Below are 15383 nucleotides of genomic sequence, written 5' to 3'. Positions count from 1 at the left end.
CATGAGTACCGCGACGATTTCCGTCCACTCGCCGACCGGCGCCGACGCCGGCTCCGTGGAGCTGCCCGCCGAGCTGTTCGACGTGCAGACCAATGTGCCGCTGATCCACCAGGTCGTGGTGGCCCAGCTGGCCGCCGCTCGCCAGGGCACGCACGCCACCAAGTCCCGCGGCGAGGTCCGCGGTGGTGGCCGTAAGCCCTACCGCCAGAAGGGCACCGGCCGCGCCCGCCAGGGCTCGACCCGTGCGCCGCAGTTCGCCGGCGGTGGTGTCGTGCACGGCCCGCAGCCGCGCAACTACAGCCAGCGCACGCCCAAGAAGATGAAGGCTGCCGCCCTGCGCGGTGCCCTGTCCGACCGGGCGCGTCACGGCCGCATCCACGTGCTGTCCGCCGTCGTCGAGGGTGAGACCCCGTCGACCAAGACCGCCTGGAACGCGCTGACCGCGCTGACCGAGCGTCCGAACCTGCTCGTGGTCCTGCACCGCGACGACGAGCTCGGCCTCAAGAGCCTGCGCAACCTCGCCGAGGTGCACGTGCTGTTCGTCGACCAGCTCAACACCTACGACGTGCTGTGCGCGGACGACGTGGTCTTCACCCAGGCAGCGCTCGAGGGCTACATCGCCGGCGCGAGCCGTGCGTCCGACCCGACCGAGACGGAGGAGAGCAAGTGAGCACCCCCACCTCCCTGAACAAGGACCCGCGCGACATCCTGCTGGCGCCGGTCGTCTCCGAGAAGTCGTACTCCCTGCTCGACCAGGGCAAGTACACCTTCATCGTGGACCCCCGCGCCAACAAGTCCGAGATCAAGAAGGCCGTGGAGAGCATCTTCGGCGTCAAGGTCAGCTCGGTCCACACCCTCAACCGCCAGGGCAAGACCCGCCGCACGCGGTTTGGGATGGGCAAGCGCAAGGACACCAAGCGCGCGATCGTCACCCTCCGCGAGGGCACCATCGACATCTTCGGCACGCTCTGAGCGCCGGAAGAACACGTTAAGGACTGCAGAGAACATGGCTATCCGTAAGTACAAGCCGACGACGCCGGGCCGCCGCGGCTCCAGCGTGGCCGACTTCGTCGAGGTGACCCGAACCACCCCGGAGAAGTCCCTGGTCCGCCCGCTGAGCAAGACCGGTGGTCGTAACGCGACCGGCCGCATCACCACCCGCCACATCGGCGGTGGTCACAAGCGTGCCTACCGCGTCATCGACTTCCGCCGGGCCGACAAGGACGGCGTGAACGCCAAGGTCGCGCACATCGAGTACGACCCCAACCGCACGGCTCGCATCGCGCTGCTGCACTACACCGACGGCGAGAAGCGCTACATCATCGCGCCGAACAAGCTCAAGCAGGGCGACATCATCGAGAACGGTCCTTCGGCCGACATCAAGCCGGGCAACAACCTGCCGCTGCGCAACATCCCGGTCGGTACCGTCATCCACGCGATCGAGCTCCGCCCCGGTGGTGGCGCCAAGATCGCCCGCTCCGCCGGCACCCGCGTCCAGCTGGTCGCCAAGGAGGGCAAGATGGCGCAGCTGCGCATGCCCTCCGGTGAGATCCGCAACGTCGACGCGCGCTGCCGCGCCACGATCGGCGAGGTCGGCAACGCCGAGCAGAGCAACATCAACTGGGGCAAGGCCGGCCGTATGCGGTGGAAGGGCAAGCGCCCGACCGTCCGCGGTGTCGTGATGAACCCCGTGGACCACCCGCACGGTGGTGGTGAGGGCCGGACCTCCGGCGGTCGCCACCCGGTCAGCCCCTGGGGTCAGCCCGAGGGTCGTACCCGCAAGCCCAACAAGCCCAGCGACAAGCTCATCGTGCGCCGTCGCCGGACCGGCAAGAAGCGCTGAAGTAGGAGTTAACGACACATGCCTCGCAGCCTGAAGAAGGGCCCGTTCGTCGATGACCACCTCGCCAAGAAGGTGGATGTCCAGAACGAGGCCGGCACCAAGAACGTCATCAAGACCTGGTCCCGCCGGTCGATGATCACCCCCGAGATGCTCGGCCACACCCTGGCCGTGCACGACGGTCGCAAGCACGTCCCGGTCTTCGTGACCGAGTCGATGGTCGGCCACAAGCTCGGTGAGTTCGCACCGACCCGGACCTTCAAGGGTCACGAGAAGGACGACAAGAAGGGTCGGCGTCGCTGATCATGACCACCACCAGCAACGAAGTAGGAAGCACCATGGAAGCCAAGGCTGTGGCGCGGTTCGTCCGCGTGACGCCGATGAAGGCCCGCCGTGTCGTGGACATCATCCGGGGCAAGGCGGTCCCCGAGGCCGTCGCCCTGATGCGCTTCGCGCCCCAGGCCGCCAGTGAGCCGGTGCTGAAGGTGCTCAACAGCGCCGTCGCCAACGCCCGGTTCGCCGCGGACCAGCAGGGTATGCCGTTCGATGAGTCCGAGCTCATCGTCGCCTCCGCGTTCGTGGACGAGGGCCCGACCATGAAGCGGTTCCGGCCGCGCGCTCAGGGGCGCGCCAGCCGCATCAACAAGCGCACCAGCCACATCACGATCACCGTGGCCGAGCGCACCCGTCCGACCAACGCCAAGGGAGGTGCCCGCTGATGGGGCAGAAGATCAACCCGACCGGCTACCGCCTGGGCATCACGACCGACCACCGCAGCCGCTGGTTCGCCGACTCGACCAAGCCGGGTCAGCGCTACCGCGACTACGTCAAGGAGGATGTCGCGATCCGCGAGCTCCTCTCCGAGGGCATGGACCGCGCCGGCATCTCCCGCGTGGAGATCGAGCGGACCCGCGACCGCGTCCGGGTGGACATCCACACCGCGCGTCCGGGCATCGTCATCGGTCGCCGTGGCGCCGAGGCCGACCGTATCCGCGGTGAGCTGGAGAAGCTCACCGGTAAGCAGGTCCAGCTGAACATCCTCGAGGTCAAGAACCCCGAGGTGGACGCCCAGCTGGTCGCCCAGGGCATCGCCGAGCAGCTCGCCGCCCGCGTGACTTTCCGTCGCGCGATGCGCAAGGGCATGCAGTCCGCGCTGCGCGCTGGCGCCAAGGGCATCCGGATCCAGTGCTCCGGTCGTCTCGGCGGCGCCGAGATGTCCCGCTCGGAGTTCTACCGTGAGGGCCGCGTGCCGCTGCACACCCTCCGCGCGAACATCGACTACGGCTTCTACGAGGCCAAGACCACCTTCGGCCGGATCGGCGTGAAGGTCTGGATCTACAAGGGTGACCTGACCGCCAAGGAGCTCGCCCGCGAGGAGGCCGCCCAGGCCCCCCGTGGCGACCGTCGCGGCGGTCGGCCCGACCGTGGCCCCCGTGGCGACCGCCGTGGTTCGCGCGGCCCGCGCCGGGACGACGCCAAGGCTGAGGGCACCGCTCCGGAGACCGCCGCCGAGGCGCCGGTCGAGACCCCTGCTACCACCGAGGGAGAGCAGTCCTGATGTTGATTCCCCGTCGAGTCAAGCACCGCAAGCAGCACCACCCGAAGCGCTCCGGCATGGCCAAGGGCGGCACCTCGCTCGCCTTCGGTGACTACGGCATCCAGGCCCTGGCGCCGGCCTACGTCACCAACCGGCAGATCGAGTCCGCGCGTATCGCCATGACCCGCTACATCAAGCGTGGCGGCAAGGTGTGGATCAACATCTACCCGGACCGCCCGCTCACCAAGAAGCCGGCCGAGACCCGCATGGGTTCCGGTAAGGGTTCGCCCGAGTGGTGGGTGGCCAACGTCAAGCCGGGCCGTGTGCTCTTCGAGCTGTCCGGTGTGTCCGAGGAGGTCGCTCGTGAGGCCATGCGCCTGGCGATGCACAAGCTCCCCATGAAGACCCGCTTCGTTTCGCGTGAAGGTGGTGACATCTGATGGCAGTCGGTTCCAAGAACCTGACCCCCGAGCAGCTGCGCGGGCTGGAGGACGGCCCGCTGTCCGACGCCCTGGCCGAGGCCAAGAAGGAACTGTTCAACCTGCGGTTCCAGTCGGCGACCGGTCAGCTCGAGAACCACGGACGCCTGCGCGCGGTCCGCAAGGACATCGCGCGGATCTACACCGAGATGCGTGAGCGTGAGCTGGGCATCGGCCGTGAGGCCGCCGAGACGAGCGAGAAGGTCGGCTGAGCATGACTGAGAACACCACGAACGAGACCGTCAAGACCGTCGAGTCCCACGAGCCCGACGCCCACGCGCTGGGCCACGGCGGGGACCGCAACTACCGCAAGACCCGTCAGGGTTATGTGGTCAGCGACAAGATGGACAAGACCGTCACCGTCGTCGTCGAGGACCGGGTCAAGCACGCGCTGTACGGCAAGGTCATGCGCAAGAGCAGCAAGGTCAAGGCGCACGACGAGAACAACATCGCCGGCATCGGCGACCGCGTCCTCATCATGGAGACCCGCCCGCTGAGCGCCACCAAGCGCTGGCGCCTGGTGGAGATCCTCGAGAAGGCCAAGTAAGAACTCGCTCGGGGGGCGGACCATCGCCCCCCGAGTACCCCCCAGCAATCCACGACGTTCGGCGAGGCTCACGGCATACCGTGAGAACCGGCCGGCAGTAGGAGAACGAACAGTGATCCAGCAGGAGTCGCGACTTCGCGTCGCTGACAACACCGGTGCCAAGGAGCTCCTGTGCATCCGGGTGCTCGGTGGGTCGGGCCGGCGGTACGCCGGCATCGGCGACACCATCGTGGCCACCGTCAAGGACGCCATCCCCGGCGGCAACGTCAAGAAGGGCGATGTCGTCAAGGCCGTCATCGTGCGGACCCGTAAGGAGCGCCGTCGCCCCGACGGTTCCTACATCCGTTTCGACGAGAACGCCGCCGTCATCCTCAAGACCGACGGGGACCCGCGCGGTACCCGCATCTTCGGTCCGGTGGGACGCGAGCTGCGTGACAAGAAGTTCATGAAGATCGTGTCGCTCGCCCCGGAGGTGATCTGAGCCATGGCGAAGATGAAGATCAAGAAGAACGACCTCGTGCAGGTCATCGCGGGTAAGGACAAGGGCCTCCAGGGCCGCGTCATCGCCGTCTACACCGAGACCGACCGGGTCCTGGTGGAGGGCGTCAACCGCATCACCAAGCACACGCGGGCCGGCGGCCAGCGCGGCGTCAACACCGGTGGCATCCAGGTCCAGGAGGCCCCCATCCACGTGTCCAACGTGATGGTGGTCGACCCCGAGACCAAGACGCCGACCCGGATCAAGACCCGCGTCGAGACCGTCGAGCGCGATGGTCGCAGCAAGTCGGTGCGCAGCCGCGTGGCGGTGCGCTCGGGTAAGGACCTGTGAGCATGACCGAGACCATGACCGAGAACGAGACCCAGACCGCTGGGTCGGAGCGTCCGACGCCGCGTCTGAAGACGCGCTACCAGGACGAGATCAAGGCCACCCTCACCGAGCAGTTCGGGTTCGAGAACCCGATGCAGGTGCCGGGCCTGACCAAGATCATCGTCAACATGGGTGTCGGCGAGGCTGCCCGCGACAGCAAGCTGATCGAGGGCGCGATCCGCGACCTGGCCACCATCACCGGCCAGAAGCCGCAGGTCACCAAGGCCCGCAAGTCGATCGCGCAGTTCAAGCTGCGTGAGGGCATGCCCATCGGCGCGCACGTCACCCTGCGTGGCGACCGCATGTGGGAGTTCCTCGACCGGCTGCTGTCCCTCGCGCTGCCGCGCATCAGGGACTTCCGCGGGCTCTCGCCCAAGCAGTTCGACGGCCGCGGCAACTACACCTTCGGCCTCAACGAGCAGTCGATGTTCCACGAGATCGACCAGGACAAGATCGACCGCGTCCGCGGTATGGACATCACGGTCGTCACCACCGCCACCAACGACGACGAGGGTCGGGCGCTGCTGAAGCACCTGGGCTTCCCGTTCAAGGAGAACTGAGCCGATGGCCAAGACCGCTCTGATCAACAAGGCTAACCGCAAGCCGAAGTTCGCGGTGCGCGCCTACACCCGCTGCCAGCGCTGCGGGCGGCCGCACTCCGTCTACCGCAAGTTCGGCCTGTGCCGGATCTGCCTGCGTGAGATGGCCCACCGCGGCGAGCTGCCCGGTGTGACCAAGTCCAGCTGGTAAGACCCAGCACACCACCGACCCGACCAAGCCACATCAACCTGGAACATCGAAGGTCGCGAGGGTCACGGCATACAGGCCGTCGACCAGCGTGAAACCGCGGTGAGAAAGGGCACGAAGCCCCATGACCATGACCGACCCGATCGCGGACATGCTGACCCGCATCCGGAACGCCAACTCGGCGCACAAGGACCAGGTCCGCATGCCGTTCTCCAAGCTCAAGGCGAACATCGCCGACATCCTCAAGGCCGAGGGCTACATCGCCTCCTGGTCCGCTGAGGAGGCCGAGGTGGGTCAGACGCTCGTCGTCGACCTCAAGTACGGCCCCAACCGTGAGCGTTCCATCGCCGGCGTGCGCCGCGTCTCCAAGCCGGGGCTGCGCGTCTACGCGAAGTCCAGCAACCTGCCGCGCGTGCTGGGCGGCCTGGGCGTGGCCATCATCTCCACGTCCGCAGGCCTGCTCACCGACCGTCAGGCCGCCGAGAAGGGCGTGGGTGGGGAAGTCCTCGCCTACGTCTGGTGACCCGAGTCAGCAGGTAAGGAGCACACAACAATGTCTCGTATCGGACGACTTCCCGTCACCGTTCCCTCCGGTGTCGACGTGAACATCGACGGTCGCAATGTGACCGTCAAGGGCCCCAAGGGCCAGCTCGCGCTCGACGTCGTGGACCCCATCTCCGTCGCCAAGGGCGAGGACGGCAGCATCGAGGTCAGCCGGCCCGACGACGAGCGCGACTCGCGCTCGCGCCACGGCCTGACCCGCAGCCTCCTGGCCAACATGGTCGAAGGTGTGACCAACGGTTACACCAAGAAGCTGGAGATCCACGGCACCGGTTACCGCGTGGTGGCCAAGGGCAGCGACCTGGAGTTCGCGCTCGGCTACAGCCACCCCATCCTGATCAAGGCCCCGGAGGGCATCACCTTCCAGGTCGAGAACCCCACCCGGTTCTCGGTCACGGGCATCGACAAGCAGCTGGTCGGCGAGGTCGCTGCCAACATCCGCAAGCTGCGCAAGCCCGACCCGTACAAGGGCAAGGGTGTGCGCTACGAGGGTGAGCACATCCGCCGCAAGGTCGGAAAGGCTGGTAAGTAAGCCATGGCACAGATCATCAAGCGCGCCAAGAGCAAGGCCGCAGCCCGTAACCGCCGCCACGTGCGTCTGCGCAAGAAGGTCACCGGCACCGCGGAGCGTCCCCGCCTCGTGGTCAACCGGTCCTCCCGGCACGTCTTCGTCCAGCTGGTCGACGACACCCAGAGCAAGACCCTGGCCTCGGCGTCCACCATGGAGGCCGACCTGCGTTCGCTCGAGGGCGACAAGACCGCCAAGGCCCGCCGCGTTGGTGAGCTCCTCGCGGAGCGCGCCAAGGCCGCCGGTGTCGAGGCCGTCGTCTTCGACCGTGGTGGCAACCGCTACGCCGGTCGCGTTGCCGCGATCGCCGAGGGTGCCCGCGAGGGCGGCCTGAGCCTGTGATGACCACCAAGAACGGAAAGAGGATCCACTGATGGCTGGTGACTTCCAGCGCCGCGGCGCGGGCGACAGCGCCGGCGACTCCCGCGACAACCGTCGGGGCCGCGACAACCGCGACCGCGACAACCGCCGCGGGGGCCGGGACGACGAGCGCAACCAGTACCTGGAGCGCGTCGTCACGATCAACCGCGTGGCCAAGGTCGTCAAGGGTGGCCGCCGCTTCAGTTTCACCGCGCTCGTCGTGGTGGGTGACGGCGACGGCACCGTGGGCGTCGGCTACGGCAAGGCCAAGGAGGTGCCCGCCGCGATCTCCAAGGGCGTCGAGGAGGCGAAGAAGAACTTCTTCCGCGTCCCGCGCATCGGCGGCACCATCCCCCACCCCGTGCAGGGTGAGGACGCCGCTGGCGTCGTCCTGCTCAAGCCGGCCAGCCCCGGTACCGGTGTCATCGCCGGTGGCCCGGTGCGCGCCGTGCTGGAGTGCGCGGGTATCCACGACGTGCTGAGCAAGTCGCTCGGCTCGCAGAACTCCATCAACATCGTGCACGCCACCGTGGCTGCGCTCAAGGGCCTGGAGCAGCCCGAGGCGGTCGCCGCTCGTCGCGGCAAGTCCGTCGAGGAGGTGGCCCCGGCCGCCATGCTGCGGGCTCGCGCCGAGGCGCGTGCCGAGGCGAAGGCAGGTGCGTGATGGCACAGCTGAAGGTGACTCAGGTGAAGTCGACCGTCGGGACCAAGCAGATGCACCGGGAGACCGTGCGCTCGCTGGGCCTGAAGCGGATCGGTGACACCGTGATCAAGGAGGACCGCCCGGAGTTCCGGGGCATGGTCCGCTCGGTCGCCCACCTGGTGACCGTCGAGGAGGTTGACTGACCCATGAGCAACACTGCTGACCGCTCGGGCTCGTCCGCCCTGAAGGTTCACCACCTGCGTCCGGCCCCCGGCGCCAAGACCGCCAAGACCCGCGTGGGTCGTGGTGAGGGCTCCAAGGGCAAGACCGCGGGTCGCGGCACCAAGGGCACCAAGGCCCGCTACCAGGTGCCCGAGACCTTCGAGGGTGGCCAGACCCCGATGCACATGCGGCTGCCCAAGCTGCGTGGCTTCAAGAACCGGTTCAAGACCACCTACCAGGTCGTGAACCTCGACCAGATCTCCGCCCTGTTCCCGCAGGGTGGCGAGGTCACCGTCGAGGACCTGGTGGCCAAGGGCGCGGTCCGCAAGGGCCAGCCGGTCAAGGTGCTCGGCACCGGCGACCTGACCGTCAAGGTCGAGGTCACCGCCACCAAGTTCTCGGCCTCCGCCAAGGAGAAGATCGAGGCTGCCGGGGGCACTGTCACTGCCACCGAGGCCTGATCCAGGTCCGATTGGTATGCCGTAGGCCCCGGTTCGCACTCGCGAGCCGGGGCCTTCGCGCGCCCGGGTGCGGCGCCGCCGCGTCCACCCACGTAGTTCGGCCGGGACAGGTCCCGGTGTTATCGTCGCTCTCGTTCAACGTCATCCCGCAGCACCCGCGCCCTCGCGGCCGTGCGTTCACGGGGACCCACAGGAGGACCTGAATGCTCTCCGCCTTCGTGCGCGCGTTCAAGACACCGGATCTTCGCAAGAAGATCCTCTTCACGCTCGCGATCATGGCGATCTACCGCCTCGGGACGCACATCCCCAGCCCCGGGATCGACTACGGCCTGGTGCAGCAGTGCCAGCAGTTCGCCTCGAACGCCGGCAGCGTCCTCGGCATGGCCAACCTGTTCTCCGGTGGCGCGATGATGCAGCTGTCGGTCTTCGCGCTGGGCATCATGCCCTACATCACTGCGGCCATCATCGTGCAACTGCTGACCGTGGTCATCCCGCGCTTCGAGGCCCTCAAGAAAGAGGGCCAGGCCGGGCAGACCAAGATGACGCAGTACACCCGCTACCTGACGATCGGGCTGGCGGTCCTGCAGGCCTCGACGCTGGTCACGATCGCCCGGGAGCCGGCCCGTCTGTTCGGCGGCGCCTGCCCGACGGTGATGCCCGACGACGGGATCGGCACCCTGGTGCTGATGGTCCTGACCATGACGGCCGGCACCGGCCTGATCATGTGGCTCGGTGAGCTGATCACCGAGAAGGGCGTCGGCAACGGTATGTCGTTGCTCATCTTCGTCTCGATCGCCGCCAGCTTCCCCGGTGCGCTGGGTGCCATCTACAGCCAGTCGGTCACCACCTTCGTGCTGGTGATGCTGCTGGGGCTGGGCATCGTCACCGCGGTCGTCTACGTCGAGCAGTGCCAGCGGCGCATCCCCGTGCAGTACGCCAAGCGGATGGTGGGTCGTCGTCAGTACGGCGGCACCTCGACCTACATCCCGCTGAAGTTGAACATGGCCAACGTGATCCCGATCATCTTCGCCAGCTCGATCCTGATGCTTCCCCAGATGGCGGCCAACTTCAATCGGCCCACCGACCCGGCCGCCTCGGCGCCGGACTGGGTCACCTTCGTGGACCGCTACCTGACGATGGGCTTCACCGGTCAGGGCACGCACTGGGTCTACATGGCGCTCTACGTGGCCATGCTGATCTTCTTCACCTTCTTCTACGTCTCGGTGACCTTCAACCCGACCGACGTGGCTGACAACATGAAGCGCTACGGCGGCTTCATCCCCGGTATCCGCGCCGGTCGCCCCACGGCGGAGTACCTCGAGTACGTCATCAACCGGATCACCACCCCCGGCGCGCTCTACCTCGCGACCTTGGCGCTCATCCCGCTCATCGCCTTCAACGCCATGCGGATCGTGGACTTCCCCCTCGGCGGAGCCTCGATCCTGATCATCGTGGGCGTCGGTCTGCAGACCATCAAGCAGATCGAGTCCCAGCTCCAGCAGCACGACTACGAAGGGTTCCTCCGCTGATGCGTCTGATCATGCTCGGCCCCCCCGGTGCCGGTAAGGGCACCCAAGCCGCTCTGGTGTCCGCCGCCCACGGGGTGCCCGCCATCTCCACCGGCGACATCTTCCGCGCCAACATCAAGAACGAGACCCCGCTGGGCCTGCAGGTCAAGGAGATCACCTCCTCCGGTGGCTACGTGCCGGACGAGATCACCAACGCCATCGTGCGTGACCGCCTGGCCGAGCAGGATGCCGCCGACGGCTTCCTGCTGGACGGCTACCCCCGGACCACGGGTCAGGTGGAGGCGCTGGACGAGATGCTCGGTGACGCCGGGCATGCGCTGGACGCGGTGGTTGAGCTGACGGTCGACACCGACGAGGTCGTCGGCCGGCTGCTCGCCCGCGCCGTCGACCAGGGCCGCGCCGACGACACCGAGGAGGTCATCCGCGAGCGGATGCGGATCTACACCGAGGAGACGGCGCCGCTGGCTGCCGTCTACCGCGAACGTGGTCTGCTGCACCGGGTCGACGGCATGGGGACCGTGGACGAGGTGACCGCCCGGATCGAGAAGGTCCTGGGCGCGGTCCGCCCGGCCGACGCCTGAGTCGCACTCCCGCCAGCCCACGAGAGTCGAGAGGTACGGCATACCTGGATGTCTCTGTTCCGTCGCCGCCCCCGCATCGAGGCCAAGACCGAGGACCAGCTGCGCGCCATGCGCAGGGCGGGCCTGGTCGTGGCCGACACCCTCACCCTGGCCCGCGAGCACGCCCTCGCCGGGCGCACCACCGGTGAGCTCGACGCGCTGGCCGAGGAGGCCATCCGCGCGGCCGGGGCCGAGCCCAGCTTCCTGGGCTACCACGGCTTCACCGGCAGCCTGTGCATCTCGGTCAACGACGAGGTCGTGCACGGTGTCCCGGGAGAGCGGGTGCTGGAGAAGGGCGACCTCGTCTCCATCGACTGCGGCGCGATCGTGGCCGGCTGGCACGGCGACGCGGCGCTGACCTTCGTGGTCGGCGGGCGCGAGCGGGGAAGCGCGGCGGATCTGGCCCTCAGCGATGACACCGAGGCCTCGCTGTGGGATGGCATCGCCGCGTTGCGCGTCGGTGGCCGCCTGTATGCCGTCGGCGATGCGGTGGAGGGAAGCATCGGCGAAGCCCTGGAGCGTCGGCGCGCCAAGGGTGTGGTGGGGGAGTACGGCATCCTCGAGGACTATGTCGGGCACGGCATCGGCCGGGAGATGCACATGGACCCGCAGGTGCCCAACTACGCGGTCACCAGCGCCGGACCGACTGTGCCGTCCGGCGCCACCTTCGCGGTGGAGCCGATGGTCACCCTCGGCGGCATCGAGACCCGCACCCTCGATGACGAGTGGACCGTGGTGACCGAGGACCACAGCCATGCGGCCCACTGGGAGCACACCGTCGCGGTGACCGACCGCGGCCTGTGGGTGCTGACCGCCCACGACGGGGGAGAGGCGCAGTTGCGCGCCCGCGGTGCTGCCTTCGCCCCGCTCGCCGATTAACCCTCCGGGGCTGTCGGCCCAGCCTCGCCCCCCTGTGCCACCCGAGGGTGTCGTTCAACTGCGCGGATTGGCTTTCCTCCTTGCCAATCCCGTAGGATGGTGCGTCGGCCCTGCGTGGGCCGACGCAGCAAGCAGTCACGCGAAAAGTGGAGGACATGGCGAAGAAGGACGGCGTCATTGAGATCGAGGGCACGGTTGTCGAGGCCCTCCCGAACGCAAACTTCCGGGTCGAGCTGACCAACGGTCACGTTGTGCTGGCTCACATCTCCGGGAAGATGCGGCAGCACTACATCCGGATCCTCCCCGAGGACCGGGTCGTGGTGGAACTCAGCCCGTACGACCTGACCCGCGGACGGATCGTCTTCCGTTACCGCTGATTGCACCCTGCCCTCCTGACGGGAGGGCGCTGCACCGCACCACCCATCCAGATCACCCGAAAGCAGGCAGGCCATGAAGGTTCAGCCCAGCGTGAAGAAGATCTGCGACAAGTGCAAGGTGATCCGCCGTCACGGCCGGGTCATGGTGATCTGCGAGAACCTGCGCCACAAGCAGCGCCAGGGCTGAGCAGAGCTCCACGCACGTCGCAGCATCACGAGGCGACGACTCTTTACCCACAACTGAACACCGACAACTGAAGAGCACACGACGAAACAGCAGCACCCGACCCCCGCCGACGCGGGACGTCACCCCCGGCAGCGAGAGCCGGGGACCGCGGGCCGACAGCGCCCACCACCAGAGGATGCGGACCGGTGTTGCACCCACACTCTCGCTCGAATCCACAGGAGCACTGCCACATGGCACGACTCATCGGTGTCGACCTGCCGCGCGACAAGCGCGTCGAGGTCGCTCTCACCTACATCTTTGGCGTGGGCCGTACCCGCGCCCAGGAGACGCTGGTGGCCACGGGTGTCGACCCGTCCATCCGCGTCAAGGACCTGACGGAGGAGCAGCTGGTCGCGATGCGTGACCACCTCGAGGGCGCGTACCGCCTCGAGGGTGACCTGCGCCGTGAGGTGGCCGCCGACATCCGCCGCAAGGTCGAGATCGGCAGCTACCAGGGTCTGCGGCACCGCCGCGGCCTCCCGGTGCACGGTCAGCGCACCAAGACCAACGCGCGTACCCGCAAGGGCCCCAAGCGCACCGTCGCCGGCAAGAAGAAGGCCGGCAAGTAATCGCTCGGGGGCGCTTGCCCCCGACTTCCCCGCTGAGGGCTTCGGCCCCAGACCCCGGACCAGCTGCAGTCAGAGCGGTCGCGCCGGGACGGGAACCAACACTTGCTTCCTCGTCAGGAGAAACACATGCCCCCCAAGAGCCGTCAGGCCAGCGGCGCCCGCAAGGTGCGTCGCAAGGAGAAGAAGAACGTTGCCTTCGGGCAGGCTCACATCAAGAGCACGTTCAGCAACACCATCATCAGCATCACCGACCCGACCGGTGCCGTCATTGCCTGGTCCTCCTCGGGCCAGGTCGGGTTCAAGGGTTCGCGCAAGTCGACCCCGTATGCCGCGCAGATGGCCGCCGAGGCCGCTGCCCGTCGTGCCATGGACCACGGCATGAAGAAGGTCGACGTCTTCGTCAAGGGCCCGGGCTCGGGTCGCGAGACCGCGATCCGCTCGCTGACCGCCGCCGGCCTCGAGGTCGGCGCGATCTCCGATGTGACGCCCCAGGCGCACAACGGCGTCCGCCCGCCCAAGAAGCGTCGTAACTAAAGCACCGGAAGGAACTAGGTAACACATCATGGCCCGTTACACCGGACCCATCACCAAGAAGTCCCGCCGGCTCAAGGTCGACCTCGTCGGCGGTGACAAGAACTTCGACCTGCGTCCCTTCCCCCCGGGGCAGCACGGTCGTCGCCGCAGCCAGGAGAAGGAGTACCTGACCCAGCTGCAGGAGAAGCAGAAGGCTCGCTTCACGTATGGCGTCATGGAGAAGCAGTTCCGCCGTTACTACGCCGAGGCGGCCCGCCGTCCCGGCAAGACCGGTGCGAACCTGCTGATCATTCTGGAGTCGCGCCTCGACAACGTCATCTACCGTGCCGGTCTGGCCCGCACCCGCCGCGCCGCCCGCCAGCTCGTGACCCACGGTCACTTCCTGGTCAACGGCGTCCGCGTCGACGTGCCGTCCTACCGCGTGGAGCAGTACGACATCATCGAGGTCCGCCCGCAGTCCGTGGAGACCTTCCCGTTCGAGCTGGCCCGCCAGACCTACGGCGAGCGCCCGGTCCCGGCCTGGATGAAGGTCGTCGAGGGCTCGCTGCAGATCCTGATCCACCAGCTGCCTACCCGTGAGCAGATCGACACGATCCTCACCGAGCAGCTCATCGTGGAGCTCTACTCCAAGAACTGACACTGGGGGCTGCACCCCTCGTGTCCCCGGCAGCCAGGACCTCGCGTCTCACGCGAGCTCCTGGCTGTCGGGGGAACGCCGGTCCGAGGACAGAGTCGGTCCGGTGCCATTCATGGGCGTCATATAGCGGTCGCCCGTGGGAAGGAAAGAACAGTGCTCATCGCACAGCGCCCCATCCTGTCCGAGGAGGTCGTCTCCGACCACCGCTCGCGGTTCGTCATCGAGCCGCTCGAGCCGGGCTTCGGTTACACCCTCGGCAACTCCCTGCGTCGGACCCTGCTGTCCAGCATCCCCGGCGCCTCCCTCACCAGCATCCGGATCGACGGTGTGCTGCACGAGTTCTCCACGATCCCCGGGATCAAGGAGGACGTCACCGAGATCATCCTGAACCTCAAGGGCCTGGTCGTCTCCAGCGAGCACGACGAGCCCGTCGTGATGTACCTGCGCAAGCAGGGCGCTGGCGCCGTCACGGCTGCCGACATCGCCCCGCCGGCCGGTGTGGAGATCCACAACCCGGACCTGCACCTGGCCACCCTGAACGACTCGGGCAAGATCGAGATGGAGATGACGGTCGAGCGCGGCCGTGGCTACGTCTCGGCGCAGCAGAACAAGTCCGGTGACCAGGAGATCGGCCGCATCCCGGTCGACTCCATCTACTCGCCGGTGCTGAACGTGACCTACAAGGTCGAGGCCACCCGTGTCGAGCAGCGCACCGACTTCGACCGCCTCGTGGTCGACGTCGAGACCAAGCCGTCCACCTCGCCGCGCGACGCCATCGCCTCCGCGGGTCGCACCCTGGTCGAGCTCTTCGGCCTGGCGCGTGAGCTGAACGTCGAGGCCGAGGGCATCGAGATCGGCACCGCTGCGGGCGACGGGGCGCTGGCCTCGGACCTGGCGCTGCCGATCGAGGACCTCGACCTGACTGTCCGGTCCTACAACTGCCTCAAGCGCGAGGGCATCCACTCCGTGGGTGAGCTCGTGGGTCGCAGCGAGGCCGACCTGCTCGACATCCGCAACTTCGGCGCCAAGTCCATCGACGAGGTCAAGGACAAGCTCGCCGAGATGGGTCTGGCCCTCAAGGACAGCCCGCCCGGGTTCGACGCCTCTGCCGCTTCCTACGACGAGTCCTATGACGACGAGGGCGACGCCGCCTTCGTCGAGGACGAGCAGTACTGATCC

The 15383-nt window shown here is 67.7% G+C and carries 28 protein-coding genes; all 28 read left to right on the top strand.

Annotated elements, in window-relative coordinates; translation table 11 throughout:
* Window position 1: 1 nt before the first annotated feature.
* The 28 genes from rplD (at window position 2) to ACQBAT_RS11735 (ending at window position 15380) form a co-directional block, all read left to right on the top strand.
* Window positions 2-670 (top strand): 50S ribosomal protein L4, encoded by a 669-nt coding sequence (gene rplD, locus ACQBAT_RS11870; RefSeq protein WP_420748257.1) that lies wholly within the window; start codon window positions 2-4, stop codon window positions 668-670.
* Entirely contained in the window at window positions 667-972 is a 306-nt protein-coding gene (rplW, locus tag ACQBAT_RS11865) for a 50S ribosomal protein L23 (RefSeq protein WP_420748258.1), read from the top strand. Before rplD ends, rplW begins: the two co-directional genes overlap by 4 nt.
* A gap of 34 nt (window positions 973-1006) precedes the next feature.
* Complete coding sequence (gene rplB / locus ACQBAT_RS11860) at window positions 1007-1843, top strand: 50S ribosomal protein L2 (RefSeq protein ID WP_420748259.1); 837 nt, start codon at window positions 1007-1009, stop codon at window positions 1841-1843.
* Window positions 1844-1861: 18 nt separating this feature from the next.
* Window positions 1862-2143, top strand: coding sequence for a 30S ribosomal protein S19 (gene rpsS / locus ACQBAT_RS11855; protein ID WP_420748260.1), 282 nt, complete (start codon window positions 1862-1864; stop codon window positions 2141-2143).
* A 35-nt stretch (window positions 2144-2178) separates the two neighbouring features.
* Window positions 2179-2559: a 50S ribosomal protein L22 gene (gene rplV / locus ACQBAT_RS11850; RefSeq protein ID WP_420748286.1), complete on the top strand. Its 381-nt coding sequence runs from the start codon at window positions 2179-2181 to the stop codon at window positions 2557-2559.
* On the top strand, window positions 2559-3398 hold the full coding sequence (rpsC, locus tag ACQBAT_RS11845) for a 30S ribosomal protein S3 (RefSeq protein WP_420748261.1): 840 nt from the start codon (window positions 2559-2561) through the stop codon (window positions 3396-3398). The genes rplV and rpsC overlap by 1 nt, the downstream gene beginning before the upstream one ends.
* Window positions 3398-3817 carry a 50S ribosomal protein L16 gene (gene rplP / locus ACQBAT_RS11840; RefSeq protein ID WP_420748262.1) on the top strand — a complete coding sequence of 140 codons (420 nt, stop codon included), beginning with the start codon at window positions 3398-3400 and terminating at the stop codon, window positions 3815-3817. The genes rpsC and rplP overlap by 1 nt, the downstream gene beginning before the upstream one ends.
* Window positions 3817-4068 (top strand): 50S ribosomal protein L29, encoded by a 252-nt coding sequence (rpmC, locus tag ACQBAT_RS11835; protein WP_420748263.1) that lies wholly within the window; start codon window positions 3817-3819, stop codon window positions 4066-4068. The genes rplP and rpmC overlap by 1 nt, the downstream gene beginning before the upstream one ends.
* A gap of 2 nt (window positions 4069-4070) precedes the next feature.
* Complete coding sequence (gene rpsQ, locus ACQBAT_RS11830) at window positions 4071-4403, top strand: 30S ribosomal protein S17 (protein WP_420748264.1); 333 nt, start codon at window positions 4071-4073, stop codon at window positions 4401-4403.
* Window positions 4404-4515: 112 nt separating this feature from the next.
* Window positions 4516-4884: a 50S ribosomal protein L14 gene (rplN, locus tag ACQBAT_RS11825; protein WP_420748265.1), complete on the top strand. Its 369-nt coding sequence runs from the start codon at window positions 4516-4518 to the stop codon at window positions 4882-4884.
* A 3-nt stretch (window positions 4885-4887) separates the two neighbouring features.
* Window positions 4888-5232 (top strand): 50S ribosomal protein L24, encoded by a 345-nt coding sequence (rplX, locus tag ACQBAT_RS11820; RefSeq protein ID WP_420748266.1) that lies wholly within the window; start codon window positions 4888-4890, stop codon window positions 5230-5232.
* A 2-nt stretch (window positions 5233-5234) separates the two neighbouring features.
* Complete coding sequence (gene rplE / locus ACQBAT_RS11815; protein ID WP_420748267.1) at window positions 5235-5831, top strand: 50S ribosomal protein L5; 597 nt, start codon at window positions 5235-5237, stop codon at window positions 5829-5831.
* A 4-nt stretch (window positions 5832-5835) separates the two neighbouring features.
* Window positions 5836-6021 (top strand): type Z 30S ribosomal protein S14, encoded by a 186-nt coding sequence (locus tag ACQBAT_RS11810; RefSeq protein WP_022925304.1) that lies wholly within the window; start codon window positions 5836-5838, stop codon window positions 6019-6021.
* A gap of 121 nt (window positions 6022-6142) precedes the next feature.
* Complete coding sequence (rpsH, locus tag ACQBAT_RS11805) at window positions 6143-6541, top strand: 30S ribosomal protein S8 (protein ID WP_420748268.1); 399 nt, start codon at window positions 6143-6145, stop codon at window positions 6539-6541.
* A 30-nt stretch (window positions 6542-6571) separates the two neighbouring features.
* Window positions 6572-7111, top strand: coding sequence for a 50S ribosomal protein L6 (gene rplF / locus ACQBAT_RS11800; protein WP_420748269.1), 540 nt, complete (start codon window positions 6572-6574; stop codon window positions 7109-7111).
* A 3-nt stretch (window positions 7112-7114) separates the two neighbouring features.
* Window positions 7115-7489, top strand: a complete 375-nt coding sequence (gene rplR / locus ACQBAT_RS11795) for a 50S ribosomal protein L18 (protein ID WP_420748270.1) — start codon at window positions 7115-7117, stop codon at window positions 7487-7489.
* A gap of 31 nt (window positions 7490-7520) precedes the next feature.
* On the top strand, window positions 7521-8171 hold the full coding sequence (gene rpsE, locus ACQBAT_RS11790) for a 30S ribosomal protein S5 (protein WP_420748271.1): 651 nt from the start codon (window positions 7521-7523) through the stop codon (window positions 8169-8171).
* A complete protein-coding gene (gene rpmD, locus ACQBAT_RS11785; RefSeq protein WP_420748272.1) occupies window positions 8171-8353 on the top strand; it encodes a 50S ribosomal protein L30 in 183 nt (60 codons plus the stop codon). The genes rpsE and rpmD overlap by 1 nt, the downstream gene beginning before the upstream one ends.
* A 3-nt stretch (window positions 8354-8356) precedes the next feature.
* Window positions 8357-8833, top strand: a complete 477-nt coding sequence (gene rplO / locus ACQBAT_RS11780) for a 50S ribosomal protein L15 (protein ID WP_420748273.1) — start codon at window positions 8357-8359, stop codon at window positions 8831-8833.
* Between the two features lie 203 nt (window positions 8834-9036).
* Window positions 9037-10362, top strand: coding sequence for a preprotein translocase subunit SecY (secY, locus tag ACQBAT_RS11775; protein WP_420748274.1), 1326 nt, complete (start codon window positions 9037-9039; stop codon window positions 10360-10362).
* A complete protein-coding gene (locus ACQBAT_RS11770) occupies window positions 10362-10943 on the top strand; it encodes an adenylate kinase (protein ID WP_420748275.1) in 582 nt (193 codons plus the stop codon). The genes secY and ACQBAT_RS11770 overlap by 1 nt, the downstream gene beginning before the upstream one ends.
* A 48-nt stretch (window positions 10944-10991) precedes the next feature.
* Complete coding sequence (gene map / locus ACQBAT_RS11765) at window positions 10992-11861, top strand: type I methionyl aminopeptidase (protein ID WP_420748276.1); 870 nt, start codon at window positions 10992-10994, stop codon at window positions 11859-11861.
* A gap of 155 nt (window positions 11862-12016) precedes the next feature.
* On the top strand, window positions 12017-12238 hold the full coding sequence (infA, locus tag ACQBAT_RS11760; RefSeq protein WP_022925313.1) for a translation initiation factor IF-1: 222 nt from the start codon (window positions 12017-12019) through the stop codon (window positions 12236-12238).
* A 73-nt stretch (window positions 12239-12311) separates the two neighbouring features.
* A complete protein-coding gene (gene rpmJ, locus ACQBAT_RS11755) occupies window positions 12312-12425 on the top strand; it encodes a 50S ribosomal protein L36 (protein ID WP_010148647.1) in 114 nt (37 codons plus the stop codon).
* Between the two features lie 230 nt (window positions 12426-12655).
* Window positions 12656-13033: a 30S ribosomal protein S13 gene (gene rpsM, locus ACQBAT_RS11750; protein ID WP_420748277.1), complete on the top strand. Its 378-nt coding sequence runs from the start codon at window positions 12656-12658 to the stop codon at window positions 13031-13033.
* A 126-nt stretch (window positions 13034-13159) separates the two neighbouring features.
* Window positions 13160-13567: a 30S ribosomal protein S11 gene (rpsK, locus tag ACQBAT_RS11745; protein WP_420748278.1), complete on the top strand. Its 408-nt coding sequence runs from the start codon at window positions 13160-13162 to the stop codon at window positions 13565-13567.
* Window positions 13568-13595: 28 nt separating this feature from the next.
* A complete protein-coding gene (gene rpsD / locus ACQBAT_RS11740) occupies window positions 13596-14204 on the top strand; it encodes a 30S ribosomal protein S4 (RefSeq protein ID WP_420748279.1) in 609 nt (202 codons plus the stop codon).
* Window positions 14205-14357: 153 nt separating this feature from the next.
* Window positions 14358-15380 carry a DNA-directed RNA polymerase subunit alpha gene (locus tag ACQBAT_RS11735; protein ID WP_420748280.1) on the top strand — a complete coding sequence of 341 codons (1023 nt, stop codon included), beginning with the start codon at window positions 14358-14360 and terminating at the stop codon, window positions 15378-15380.
* Window positions 15381-15383 lie beyond the last annotated feature (3 nt).

It is taken from the genome of Ornithinimicrobium pulveris, assembly GCF_050261105.1.
In the GTDB taxonomy this organism is placed as follows: domain Bacteria; phylum Actinomycetota; class Actinomycetes; order Actinomycetales; family Dermatophilaceae; genus Ornithinicoccus.
Note: the sequence above shows the minus strand (reverse complement) of the source record. Positions and strands in the feature narration are given on the sequence as shown.

Coding starts and splice junctions, on each gene's coding strand:
- rplD (WP_420748257.1), top strand. CDS start 2: ATGAGTACCGCGACGATTTCCGTCCACTCGCCGACCGGCGCCGACGCC.
- rplB (WP_420748259.1), top strand. CDS start 1,007: ATGGCTATCCGTAAGTACAAGCCGACGACGCCGGGCCGCCGCGGCTCC.
- rpsS (WP_420748260.1), top strand. CDS start 1,862: ATGCCTCGCAGCCTGAAGAAGGGCCCGTTCGTCGATGACCACCTCGCC.
- rplV (WP_420748286.1), top strand. CDS start 2,179: ATGGAAGCCAAGGCTGTGGCGCGGTTCGTCCGCGTGACGCCGATGAAG.
- rpsC (WP_420748261.1), top strand. CDS start 2,559: ATGGGGCAGAAGATCAACCCGACCGGCTACCGCCTGGGCATCACGACC.
- rplP (WP_420748262.1), top strand. CDS start 3,398: ATGTTGATTCCCCGTCGAGTCAAGCACCGCAAGCAGCACCACCCGAAG.
- rpmC (WP_420748263.1), top strand. CDS start 3,817: ATGGCAGTCGGTTCCAAGAACCTGACCCCCGAGCAGCTGCGCGGGCTG.
- rpsQ (WP_420748264.1), top strand. CDS start 4,071: ATGACTGAGAACACCACGAACGAGACCGTCAAGACCGTCGAGTCCCAC.
- rplX (WP_420748266.1), top strand. CDS start 4,888: ATGGCGAAGATGAAGATCAAGAAGAACGACCTCGTGCAGGTCATCGCG.
- rplE (WP_420748267.1), top strand. CDS start 5,235: ATGACCGAGACCATGACCGAGAACGAGACCCAGACCGCTGGGTCGGAG.
- ACQBAT_RS11810 (WP_022925304.1), top strand. CDS start 5,836: ATGGCCAAGACCGCTCTGATCAACAAGGCTAACCGCAAGCCGAAGTTC.
- rpsH (WP_420748268.1), top strand. CDS start 6,143: ATGACCATGACCGACCCGATCGCGGACATGCTGACCCGCATCCGGAAC.
- rplF (WP_420748269.1), top strand. CDS start 6,572: ATGTCTCGTATCGGACGACTTCCCGTCACCGTTCCCTCCGGTGTCGAC.
- rplR (WP_420748270.1), top strand. CDS start 7,115: ATGGCACAGATCATCAAGCGCGCCAAGAGCAAGGCCGCAGCCCGTAAC.
- rpsE (WP_420748271.1), top strand. CDS start 7,521: ATGGCTGGTGACTTCCAGCGCCGCGGCGCGGGCGACAGCGCCGGCGAC.
- rpmD (WP_420748272.1), top strand. CDS start 8,171: ATGGCACAGCTGAAGGTGACTCAGGTGAAGTCGACCGTCGGGACCAAG.
- rplO (WP_420748273.1), top strand. CDS start 8,357: ATGAGCAACACTGCTGACCGCTCGGGCTCGTCCGCCCTGAAGGTTCAC.
- secY (WP_420748274.1), top strand. CDS start 9,037: ATGCTCTCCGCCTTCGTGCGCGCGTTCAAGACACCGGATCTTCGCAAG.
- ACQBAT_RS11770 (WP_420748275.1), top strand. CDS start 10,362: ATGCGTCTGATCATGCTCGGCCCCCCCGGTGCCGGTAAGGGCACCCAA.
- map (WP_420748276.1), top strand. CDS start 10,992: ATGTCTCTGTTCCGTCGCCGCCCCCGCATCGAGGCCAAGACCGAGGAC.
- infA (WP_022925313.1), top strand. CDS start 12,017: ATGGCGAAGAAGGACGGCGTCATTGAGATCGAGGGCACGGTTGTCGAG.
- rpmJ (WP_010148647.1), top strand. CDS start 12,312: ATGAAGGTTCAGCCCAGCGTGAAGAAGATCTGCGACAAGTGCAAGGTG.
- rpsM (WP_420748277.1), top strand. CDS start 12,656: ATGGCACGACTCATCGGTGTCGACCTGCCGCGCGACAAGCGCGTCGAG.
- rpsK (WP_420748278.1), top strand. CDS start 13,160: ATGCCCCCCAAGAGCCGTCAGGCCAGCGGCGCCCGCAAGGTGCGTCGC.
- rpsD (WP_420748279.1), top strand. CDS start 13,596: ATGGCCCGTTACACCGGACCCATCACCAAGAAGTCCCGCCGGCTCAAG.